General features: G+C 41.3%; 13 protein-coding genes. 5 read left to right on the forward strand and 8 right to left on the reverse strand.

The window, feature by feature from the left end; all coding sequences use genetic code 11:
- Positions 1 to 363: 363 nt before the first annotated feature.
- Entirely contained in the window at positions 364 to 612 is a 249-nt protein-coding gene (locus RMX98_RS14865; protein ID WP_099102685.1) for a DUF6761 family protein, read from the forward strand.
- Positions 613 to 959: 347 nt separating this feature from the next.
- On the opposite strand, the gene grxD is transcribed toward RMX98_RS14865, so the two are convergent.
- From grxD to RMX98_RS14900, 7 genes are all read right to left on the reverse strand, one after another.
- Complete coding sequence (gene grxD / locus RMX98_RS14870) at positions 960 to 1,283, reverse strand: Grx4 family monothiol glutaredoxin (RefSeq protein WP_322681120.1); 324 nt, start codon at positions 1,281 to 1,283, stop codon at positions 960 to 962.
- Between the two features lie 112 nt (positions 1,284 to 1,395).
- The gene (locus RMX98_RS14875) at positions 1,396 to 1,653 is read right to left on the reverse strand and encodes a BolA family protein (RefSeq protein WP_289795312.1); all 258 of its coding nucleotides are present in this window, start codon (positions 1,651 to 1,653) and stop codon (positions 1,396 to 1,398) included.
- A 228-nt stretch (positions 1,654 to 1,881) separates the two neighbouring features.
- Positions 1,882 to 2,490: a hypothetical protein gene (locus RMX98_RS14880; protein ID WP_322681121.1), complete on the reverse strand. Its 609-nt coding sequence runs from the start codon at positions 2,488 to 2,490 to the stop codon at positions 1,882 to 1,884.
- 702 nt (positions 2,491 to 3,192) lie between these two features.
- Complete coding sequence (locus RMX98_RS14885) at positions 3,193 to 3,948, reverse strand: 1-acyl-sn-glycerol-3-phosphate acyltransferase (protein ID WP_322674992.1); 756 nt, start codon at positions 3,946 to 3,948, stop codon at positions 3,193 to 3,195.
- A gap of 112 nt (positions 3,949 to 4,060) precedes the next feature.
- The gene (tadA, locus tag RMX98_RS14890; protein ID WP_322681122.1) at positions 4,061 to 4,546 is read right to left on the reverse strand and encodes a tRNA adenosine(34) deaminase TadA; all 486 of its coding nucleotides are present in this window, start codon (positions 4,544 to 4,546) and stop codon (positions 4,061 to 4,063) included.
- A gap of 296 nt (positions 4,547 to 4,842) precedes the next feature.
- Entirely contained in the window at positions 4,843 to 5,157 is a 315-nt protein-coding gene (gene grxC, locus RMX98_RS14895; RefSeq protein ID WP_069070140.1) for a glutaredoxin 3, read from the reverse strand.
- A 161-nt stretch (positions 5,158 to 5,318) separates the two neighbouring features.
- Positions 5,319 to 5,891 carry a DUF981 domain-containing protein gene (locus RMX98_RS14900; protein ID WP_322681123.1) on the reverse strand — a complete coding sequence of 191 codons (573 nt, stop codon included), beginning with the start codon at positions 5,889 to 5,891 and terminating at the stop codon, positions 5,319 to 5,321.
- A 356-nt stretch (positions 5,892 to 6,247) separates the two neighbouring features.
- On the opposite strand from RMX98_RS14900, the gene glpX reads away from it, so the two are divergent.
- The 4 genes from glpX to RMX98_RS14920 all read left to right on the forward strand — a co-directional run bounded on the left by glpX (position 6,248) and on the right by RMX98_RS14920 (position 10,114).
- Positions 6,248 to 7,285, forward strand: a complete 1,038-nt coding sequence (gene glpX, locus RMX98_RS14905; protein ID WP_322681124.1) for a class II fructose-bisphosphatase — start codon at positions 6,248 to 6,250, stop codon at positions 7,283 to 7,285.
- A gap of 240 nt (positions 7,286 to 7,525) precedes the next feature.
- Positions 7,526 to 8,812 (forward strand): glutamyl-tRNA reductase, encoded by a 1,287-nt coding sequence (locus tag RMX98_RS14910; RefSeq protein ID WP_322681125.1) that lies wholly within the window; start codon positions 7,526 to 7,528, stop codon positions 8,810 to 8,812.
- Between the two features lie 100 nt (positions 8,813 to 8,912).
- Positions 8,913 to 9,473 (forward strand): metalloregulator ArsR/SmtB family transcription factor, encoded by a 561-nt coding sequence (locus RMX98_RS14915; protein ID WP_322681126.1) that lies wholly within the window; start codon positions 8,913 to 8,915, stop codon positions 9,471 to 9,473.
- 50 nt (positions 9,474 to 9,523) lie between these two features.
- Positions 9,524 to 10,114, forward strand: coding sequence for a Uma2 family endonuclease (locus RMX98_RS14920; protein ID WP_322640600.1), 591 nt, complete (start codon positions 9,524 to 9,526; stop codon positions 10,112 to 10,114).
- Positions 10,115 to 10,202: 88 nt separating this feature from the next.
- Here RMX98_RS14920 and RMX98_RS14925 read toward each other — a convergent pair whose 3' ends face one another.
- A complete protein-coding gene (locus RMX98_RS14925) occupies positions 10,203 to 10,778 on the reverse strand; it encodes a Uma2 family endonuclease (RefSeq protein ID WP_322681127.1) in 576 nt (191 codons plus the stop codon).
- Positions 10,779 to 10,897 lie beyond the last annotated feature (119 nt).

Here is a 10,897-nt window from a genome sequence, read left to right on the forward strand (position 1 = left end):
TTAACATTTTGCTTTTAGATGGGTGTTATATGACAAATATCTAGAACCCAACCAACTAACCCTGCTACAACAGCTTTTCAGCCTGATGATGAAAGTCAATTTTTTCGCAAAAATTTAGTGCTTCATCCAGGAATATAACATCAATACAATTGGGCTGTTGATTGTGAAAATCAAAAAAATAACTTAAGCAGCTAACTAAAATTGATATTTTCTGGAATAGGATTAAAGTAGCTTGTAGCTGCTATAAGGGTAATACCCAAAGTAGATGTGTTGACTTTGAGTTTATGCCAAAGTGAAATTACACTTCACTTTTTAGCGTGAATCATTTACAATTCTCATTCCAAAGAGATTAATACAGCAGTTATGCTCCAAGACACACAAACCATCCGCTATTACCAAAGACTCACCGATGCCTTCATCGAGCTATGGAATCGCGGTTATCGCACGGATGATATGCGGATGTATTTGGATGGATATCTAGCCGCACTGCGACATAGCAACGTCATTGAACCTTTTCTGATTCATCGCCTAGAAGAGGAGGCCAGCCGCTTCTTGTACGATGGATCGAACTTTGCAGTGCCGCAACCACAGCCACAACCCGATTACTACTAAGTACCATTTACCTGGTCATTGATAGTAACCGTTAATTAACCGCAGATGATTATAGCATATTATCTGCATTGGTCAATGGGTTGTCGTGGTGTGAAATTTTGGAGATATTGTATTGATTAAACGCATCCCCTCAGCCCTATATTGGTTTTGCCAATTAGACTGAGGGGATTGTTGTCTAGCAATAAAATCAAGTCCAACAAAGAGTATTTTTGTCAGAAACCGATTAAAAAATCCTTGAAAGGGGAAAGAAATAGTATCTCTCCTGTCAAGGATGTAAAAAACGGTATATTGCTTTGATGGCAAAGCGCAAATTCAGCAGCATACCCTTTAGTTTGGGTAAAAAGAGCTTAAGAAGCTAATGCTACTTCTACCTTTTCTTGCAATTCACCTTTTTGGTACATTTCAATCAAGATATCAGAACCGCCAAGGAATTCGCCATTAATATATACTTGGGGAATTGTCGGCCAGCTAGAGTATTCTTTTATACCTTGACGAATTTCCGGGTCTGATAGAACGTCAACCGTCTCAAAGGGAACTCCCAAGGTATTGAGAATCTGCACAACGTTGTTAGAGAAACCACATTGGGGCATTAACTTGTTTCCCTTCATGAAAACTAAAATCTTGTTTTCTTGTAGCAAGCTATCAATTTTGTCTTTGAGTTCTGGTGTCATGGTAATTATGTTTCCTATGTTGCATTAATAGAGTGAGGAGTGAGGAGTGAAGAGTGAGGAGTTAAAAATTCATAATTCATAACTCTTAACTTCTAACTTCTAACTCCTAACTTTAGGAACTTGCTGTTGCTTGCCAAGCTTCGGGAGTGTATGTTTTCACCGCCAAAGCATGAATCGCTTCAGTTGACATAGCTTGACCCAACGCACCATAAACTAACTGGTGCTGTTGCACTAGTCCTTTACCTGCAAAGTGCGATGAAACTACTGTCACTTGATAGTGGTCGCCGCCACCAGTCAAGTCTTGCACCTGAACCTGTGCGTCTGGCAGTCCCGCCTTGATCATTTCCTCAACCTGTTGCGGACTAATCATCGCAATTCCTGAAAAAACTTACTTTTCTATTATTAACAGATATAGAGCAAACGCCTGTGCCAACTTTAGGCTTTGGCAAGGCTGTAGATACACGCGCCTAATGGGGCGTATTGCTTGAGAACGCTCAGGTTTTGGCTGCGGCGGATAGCTCTATCCTAGCACCGGGGCGTTCCCAAGCGACTGGTTAGGGAAATATGGGTATGCAAAAAGAGGCAACAAAAATTTAATTTATTTTTTTGGGGATGAGGAAGATGAACTACCACCTTCTCTGGGATAGGGAGAATCAACAAAACCCAACTCAAACAACTGTTTATAGGCTTTCTTGCCTAAATCCCGCGTCGGATTTTGACTCTTAATTATTTGAATCAACAATGGTACAGCTAATTCTGGCTGATTTTGTGCCCGATGTACCAATGCTAGCTGAAAGGTAGCTTCATCTCGCTTTTGGGCTGTTAATAGAGCTTTTTGACGCTGAGAATCAGAAACTCTGTTGTCAATTCCCGAAAAGCTAGAATTTAACTCTTGATAAAAATTAGATAGCTGATTATAAACTTGACGTGCTTCTTGCAGTTTCTTGGCAGCTAAGGGGTAGTTTTGAGCAGAAACAGCTTGTTCTGCATCTTTTACTAAGCGATCGCCACCTGCAATGCTCAAAAGGCTGTTATTTTCGGTTATGGGGCGGAGGTTATTAGGATCGTTGGGGTCAATCAGTTGTGGTTGGCTGGTAGTGCCTGGTGACTGTAATACCTGAGCATTCACAGGTGATAGCAGGCTGAGGACTGCTATAACTGATAAAACAGTACGGTGCATCAAGGTAACAGCGACAGCAGTGTTCATGGGATCAATTAGTGCGACAACTATACAAAAGAGTTATGGAAACTTCGGGTATCTTAACTCTGTTTTGGTCTTGGACAAAGCAAAGTTACATCCTAAGTATCTCTGATTTAGACTAACAATCAGTTTAATAGAGTTCCCATTACCCTTGTATATCAACTAACTTATATCACTGTGATGAGTGATACCTACGGGAGAGTGCGTCACCATCTGCTTAACTACCAGCTTTCCTCGGCAATAATTATCTCTGGTTAACTGGGATATTTGGCAGGAGAATTTTCCCAAAGCACTGCTTGAAGTTTTTGTGTAGGCGTAGCACGCACTTCTCTACGAGACGCTCCGCGAACGGCGGCGCTCAGTGACCGCCGTAGGCATCGCACCAAACTATTTTAGAATAGCGATGTCTTCAGTCGGCACTTCCCAACTTTTATTTAACTCTCTGACCAAATAGTAAAAATATTTATCATCCAGCAATTCAGTAGTTTGCAGACAATTAATTAGCTATTGGCTCAAAAAAATGCCAATTTGGCTGAATATATTATTAATAGAGCGTAATCTATATATATACATCCTCAAAGGTTGCAAAAGACTACTAATCTTTTGTGACTTCTTCAGGATGAATATAGCAGTTAGTAATTAGTGTCAAATATTGGATTTTGCAGTTTCTTAATTATGCACGGTCAATGATTATGAGGTTTGACTACATCAAGAATTAGTAATTTCTGCAAATGCGTGATTAGTAACTTTTGTTTCTTGATGGCTCAATTGTTGCAGTGCCTTTGCTAAATCAGTTGTGAGGTTTTTTGCATCTTGTTTTATACAGCCATTCATGTAATCCGCGACTTTAATTGGGGAGCCAATGTCAATACTCACATCTGTACCCCAATTGGGATAAGGTTGGCTGTAGTTAATGCCTATGGGTATAATTTTCACTCCCAGATCGGAATGACTAGATTCAGCACTCAAAGCAAGACGAGCAATTCCCGGTTTTAACTGGTGAACTTGGCCATCACGAAAAATGTTGCCTTCTGGAAAGATTACCAGGGTTTTTTGCTGCTGAAGTAGCTCTACTCCATGACGTAGCGTGCGGATTGATGGATGCTTAGAATTTACAGGAAATCCCCCCAAACGTTGGACAAACCAGCCTTGCAAACCTTGGCATTCGTCAACTGTTACCATAAATCGCAAGTCTTGCTTTCTCAGACAAGCGGTAGCGTAGGGTACAAGCAATGCATCCCAACGCGCCCGATGGGTAGGCGCGAGAATCACAGGCCCAGTTGTGGGAATATTTTTTTGTCCGGTTATTCTAATTTGTCCAAAGAATAACGGTAATAGGCAGTGACGCCCTAATAAATATGCCAGAGGACTTAACCAAGGAGAAACCCTTGAGGTAGTACCAGCTACCTGATGATTTGCTGGTGTGTGCTGGCAGGTATCGGATGAAGAATAAAATTCCATCATGACGGATGCAGCTGATTGACGGGTAAAATTTAACGAAAAGTCTGATTAGTTACACCGTAGATTCTCTTGCGTGACTTGTCTGGTACTAGATGGACAGTTTTACCTCTGTCCGTTAGTTTACCTTACGCCGCCTAGCAGCAAACCAAGTCTGTAATTGCTGACGACAAGCTGACTCTAGAATGCCTCCGATTACTTGGAGACGGTGATTAGAAGCAGCACTATCGGGTATGTTAATAACTGTACGAATGGCGCCAGTTTTTGTATCGTCTACTCCATATACCAGTATTCCTAGTCGTGATTGGACGATCGCACCTGCACACATCGGGCAAGGTTCGAGAGTTACATAGAGTGTGCATTCATTAAGATGCCAATTTTGTAAAGTTGTTGCCGCTGTCTTGATAGCGAGAATTTCCGCATGAGCGGTAGGGTCTTTGTCACGCTCTTTTCTATTTTCTCCTTGTGCTAGCAATTTGCCTGTTGAATCAATGATAACAGCACCTACAGGGACTTCACCTGCATCTCCTGCTGTTTTTGCTAATTCTAAGGCATAACTCATCCATCGTTGATGTATAAGATATTCTGTGTATTTAGTTAACATATTCTTATCAATATAAAAACTTCAAAATTCCACACATTTTCTAGGATGCGTAACTCGCCTGTCCAACAATAAGGGACTTCCAAATAAAAAAATATCCCATCGCTTTGAAGGCAGGGGGCAGGGAGCAGGGAGCAGGGGGAGAAAAAATCGTTTTAATGCGGTGAAATTGGATAATTTATTTCTTGGAAGTCCCTAAATAAAAAGCATATAGCCCGCAGACTAAAAGTCTGGGGCTAAACAAATCAAAATTCTTAAATTTAGCCTTACCAACCAGCCATTGGGGGCTAATTTGATTTCTAAATAGCGGCTTGGGCTAAAAGGGGATCGAGTTGACTTTGTGTGTCTAGCTGATAGAGGTCATCGCAGCCGCCAATGTGCTGGTTATTAATAAAAATTTGTGGTACTGTGCGGCGACCGTTAGCGCGTTCTGCCATTTTCGCTCTAGCTGCTTCGTCGCCGTCAATTTTGTATTCAGTGAAATTTACACCTTTCCACCACAGCAGCATTTTGGCACGAATGCAGTAAGGACAAGTTTGCCAGGTGTAAAGTTCGACGTTGGCTTTGACTCGCTCTGGATGGCGATTTAAGAGGGGATTAAGAAAGTCCAGCATATTTTTTTAAGCAAGGTTTGAACTATGTCTCTAGCCTAGATCGTTAGACATCTTGCAAAAGTAACTTTTGCTTTCCGGTTGGGGAAAGGAAAAAGAGACAATTCCATACCTTTACCCTTTACCCTTTCCCCTTTTCCCTACTCCTACAATAAGTCTATTCCTTACCGCATCGGCGCTGGAACCCATTTTTGGAAACCCTCTAAATGATTCCAGTAAGCTAAATATCCAGTCAATGCCCAAATTAGAGCGGCTACTATCAGCACTGCTGTGCCAATTAGCCGCCAAGTTCGGTTGGTTTTCCAGTAGAGAGTTGGTGCTGCAAAAATACCACCTAATCCAGTTAAAATAAAGCCGATTCCCGATAAAAGCGGTTGCTTTGTCAAATTCAAGTTGATGATACGGATACCCACTACGATCGCAACTGCACCAGCAAAGAAACCGTAAATGGCGATTGTCAATAAATCCCAATTTTGAGCAAGAGAAATCGCAGCTGCAATAAACAAGATTCCAAATAAGACACTCGTCTCACCGAAGGCAATGTTAAAGCTACCCATTACTGGCCAGGTGAAGCTCATGTGTAAACCAGTTGTGAGTGCGATCGCACCCGTAATTCCAAAACCGGGAATCCACTGTTTATGATTAGAACTATCTATACCACGATACACATAGTCAGCCAGTAGAAATAGCCCAGCTACCATATTGATTAACATCAGTGTGATGTAGTCGATAAACACGATTAACCTCTGAATTTGACAAGCTTTTTACTTTGCGTCTCGTTTTTTAGTTTTTAGTGAATTCACCAGCTTTTTTTCTTTATTATTTTATACCTAAAGATAAACACTGAAGAAAAGCAATGTTGTATACATAAACCGCTACCCATTTGTGCAAGTTCTTAACCTAGTTACTTTTAAACACGCTTTATACTGGAGTAGTTAAGAGTAAAAAATAAAGATGTGTTAACTGGCACTTTTGTAACCAGTTAGCAGTAAAACTTAACTTTCTTCCACGTGTATCCGCCCTTTGGTAGACTTGAAAACTGAAATGGCCAGATAAAGCGGCGGAAATTCAAGCAGTTGAGAGGGCAGACTCTGTGGAAAATACACTTGGGTTAGAGATTATTGAAGTAGTAGAGCAAGCGGCGATCGCATCCGCAAAGTGGATGGGTAAAGGCGAAAAGAACACTGCTGACCAAGTAGCTGTGGAAGCTATGCGGGAGCGGATGAATAAAATCTATATGCGCGGTCGCATTGTAATTGGAGAAGGCGAACGCGACGACGCGCCGATGTTATACATCGGGGAAGAAGTTGGTATCTGTACTCAACCAAATGCCGAAGCTCTCTGTAACCCTGATGAATTAATTGAAATTGATATTGCCGTTGACCCCTGTGAAGGTACGAACTTGGTAGCTTATGGACAACCTGGTTCGATGGCTGTCTTGGCAATTTCTGAGAAGGGTGGATTATTTGCTGCTCCTGACTTTTACATGAAGAAGTTAGCAGCACCTCCCGCCGCTAAAGGCAAAGTAGACATCAACAAGTCAGCAACAGAAAACCTCAAGATTCTCGCTGAGTGTTTAGATCGCTCGATTGAAGAACTCGTGATCGTGGTGATGAAGCGCGAACGCCACAACGATTTAATTAAAGAAATCCGTGAGGCTGGAGCGAGAGTCGCCCTAATTTCAGACGGTGACGTAGGTGCAGCTATCAGCTGTGGTTTTGCTGGAACTAATATCCACGCGCTGATGGGTATCGGTGCGGCTCCTGAAGGTGTAATCTCGGCAGCTGCAATGCGTGCTTTGGGTGGACACTTCCAAGGTCAACTGATTTACGATCCCGCAATCGTAAAAACAGGTTTGATTGGAGAAAGCAGAGAAGCTAATATCGAGCGCTTAAAATCTATGAATATCAATGACCCCGATAAGGTCTATGATGCTCATGAATTGGCATCTGGTCAAACTGTTCTGTTCGCTGCTAGCGGCATTACCAGTGGTAATCTCATGCAAGGTGTACGTTTCTTCAACGGCGGAGCCAGAACTCAAAGCTTGGTAATTTCTAACCAGTCAAAAACTGCTCGATTTGTTGATACAATTCACATGTTTGGTGAAGGCAAGACTCTCCAACTGAACTAATTTTTAGGGAATGGGGAATGGTAAAAGTAGAGGTGAAGCATTAGGAAATAAATCTTTCTATAAAATGGAAAAATAGTCAACCAAATGCTTCATCGTTACACTAGTTAGTAGTTAGTATTTAGTGATTAGTTATTGTTTATTGGTTGCAAAAATTATCAACCAATAAACAAAAATTCCCCATTCCCTATTCTCACTCAATGCCCTATTTTCAACTACCAACTAGTAACTACGATTTAGCAAATGAATATAGCAGTGGTGGGGTTAAGCCATAAAACAGCCCCAGTAGAAGTCCGGGAAAAACTGAGCATTCCAGAACCACAAATTGAAAATGCGATCGCTCAACTGGCCAGCTATCCCCATATTGACGAAGTTGCAATTCTTAGCACTTGTAACCGCCTAGAAATTTATATTGTTGCCAGTGAAGCAGACCAAGGTATTCGGGAAGTAACGCAGTTTCTTGCGGAATATAGTAAATTACCTGTGCTTTCTCTGCGACAGCATTTGTTTATGCTGCTGCATGATGATGCAGTGATGCACGTGATGCGGGTAGCAGGTGGTTTAGATAGTCTGGTACTCGGAGAAGGTCAAATTCTGGCTCAGGTGAAGACTACTCACAAACTGGGACAGCAATATAGCGGTATAAAAACCATTTTGAATCGATTATTTAAACAAGCGCTGACAGCAGGTAAGCGGGTTCGCACTGAAACTAGTATTGGTACTGGCGCTGTCTCTATCAGTTCGGCAGCTGTAGAGTTAGCACAGCTAAAAGTGGCAAATTTGGCAGCTTGCCGAGTGGTAATTTTGGGTGCTGGTAAAATGTCGCGGCTGTTGGTGCAACACCTAATTTCTAAAGGTGCTGTGGAAATTAGTATTGTAAATCGCTCTCGCGATCGCGCCCAAGAATTAGCAAAGCTGTTCCCTCAACAACCGATCAAAATTCATCCACTATCGGAAATGATGAGCGTAATTGCCGATAGCGATCTAGTATTTACAAGTACTTCGGCAACAGAGCCAATACTTGACCGTGCCAAACTGGAAATGGTTTTAGAAGTTCAGCGCTCTTTAATGTTATTTGATATTTCTGTGCCGCGTAATGTTCATGCGGATGTAAATGAATTGGAAAATGTGCAAGCGTTTAATGTGGATGATTTGAAGGCTGTTGTAGCGCAAAACTACGAAAGCCGTCGGAAGATTGCACAGGAAGCGGAACGACTTTTAGAAGAAGAAGTGGAAGCCTTTGATATTTGGTGGCGCAGTCTGGAAACTGTTACTACTATTAGCTGTCTGCGAAATAAAGTCGAAACCATCCGCGAACAAGAGTTAGAAAAAGCTTTGTCGAGATTGGGTTCGGAATTCGCTGACAAACATCAAGAAATAATAGAGGCATTAACACGGGGAATTGTCAATAAAATTTTACATGACCCGATGGTGCAATTGCGATCGCAGCAAGATGTTGAAGCCAGACGGCGCTGTATGCAAACTCTGCAAATGCTGTTCAACCTAGATGCAGAGGAACAGTTTAGTTAAACTGAACAAAAAAATCCCCGACTTCTCTAAAAAGTCGGGGATATGAGCTTTGAAATTAGATATACTTCTAATTAGATAGATGTCTAATTAGAAGTTAGTTATGCAACCAGAGCAATTTAATATCTTACTGCGCTTTTTCAAGGCATTAGCGGATGATAGCCGATTGAAGATTGTAGGTATCCTAGCGAATCAGGAGTGCAGCGTCGAAGAATTGGCGGTGCTACTGCAACTCAAGGAACCGACGGTATCTCATCATTTAGCGAAACTTAAAGAGCTAAATTTGGTGACAATGCGTCCTGAAGGTAATAGCCGCCTGTACCAGTTGGATAGCGAAGCTTTGCAAAGCATTAGTAAGGAAATTTTCACACCAGAGAAAATAGCATCTTTGATTGAGGATGTGGATACTGAAGCTTGGGAAAGCAAAGTATTAAAAAATTATTTCGAGGGCGAATCTCTCAAAGAAATCCCCGCTAGTCGTAAAAAGCGTTTAGTAATTCTCAAGTGGTTAGCAAACCAGTTTGAGGTAGGAGTCAACTACCCTGAACGCCTGGTAAATGACATTCTCAAACGCTACCATCCTGACTGCGCCACACTGCGACGGGAATTCATTGCTTGCCAGTTAATGCAGCGAGAGAATGGGGTTTATTGGCGTACAACATAAATATGAAAGATGAATAGGCAACCGCACAATCAATCATAGGTCGTATATTTATGCAATTAGAAACACAAAAATTTTATTACACACCTGAAGAGTATTTAGAAATTGAAGAAAAAGCGGAATATAAAAGCGAATACCGTGATGGAGAAATTGTACCGATGACGGGTGGCACTACAAATCATAATAAAATTGCTTTGAATTTAGCTGCATCCTTAAAAATTGGTTTAAGGCGTAAAAATTATGATGTTTATATTGGTGATGTGCGTTTATGGATACCCCGTTATCGTCAACATACATATCCTGATGTGATGGTGATTGAGGGACAACCTATTTATACAGGAACCAGCACAACAACGGTTATGAACCCGATGTTAATTGCTGAAGTTTTATCTAAATCGACTAAAAATTATGACCAAGGCGATAAGTTTCTTTATTATCGCTCTATTCCCGAATTCAAGGAATATATTTTAATTGACCAATATCAGTATCATGTGATGCAATATGTAAAAACTGCGGAAAGTCAATGGTCATTCACTGAACTTGAACATGAATCTGCAATTTTATCACTGCAAACGGTTGATTTTCAAATTGAATTGCGCGACCTTTATGAGCAAGTAAATTTTGCAGAAAATAACGAAGATTAAAAAATAAAGCTCTGATTCACCCCGAATGCTGATTCAGCCAAAAAAATTAACTTAAAATTGTTTAGCGAGTAGCTACCAAAATTCTTCACTAAATTTGTGTTTCTTCCTCTGTAAAGATAGGAGGCCACAATTCAGTAACGGGCAATTCCCAACCGGGAAAAAGTTCTGGTATGGTTAAAATATCGCCATTTTCTAAAACTGTCGGTTCACCTGTAGAGCGATAAATTGTAACTGTCTCTTCATCAGGATCGATCAGAATCCCGGCGATCGCTCCTAGTTCTATAAATTTTAAAATCTTGGCTACTATAAGTTTAATTTTATCGCTCTGAGATTTAATTTCTACCACCAAGTCAGGCACAAGTTCTCCAAAGTAACGAGGACTTTGGAGAAGTCGGGAAGCGCGAACAAAGGAAACATCGGGTGCTTTGAGGTTTGTATCTGGCATGATGAAACCGCCAGCAGAATCAAATACTCTTCCCCAACGACGAGGATTTATCCAAGCAAAGAGAAAGGCAATGAGACGACTACTGATTTCGCTGGATACAATATCTGATGGCCCCATTATTGAAATTTTTCCATTTTCGAGTTCCAGCTGGTAATCTAAACCTGCTTCGGTAAAAGCGGTTTGAACTTGCTCTAAATCTTTGACTGTCATCATTGACATAAAAAACTTTTTCTACTGAGATATACAACTCGATTTTAACAAAACAGGACTTACGCAACTGTCACAAGCAATGGCGCGGTGTAGCCGCGCCGCGCGCCAAGCAACTACACGATAAACAT

Origin of the sequence: Nostoc sp. DedQUE02, from assembly GCF_034531035.1 — a bacterium.
Classification (GTDB): Bacteria; Cyanobacteriota; Cyanobacteriia; order Cyanobacteriales; family Nostocaceae; genus Nostoc.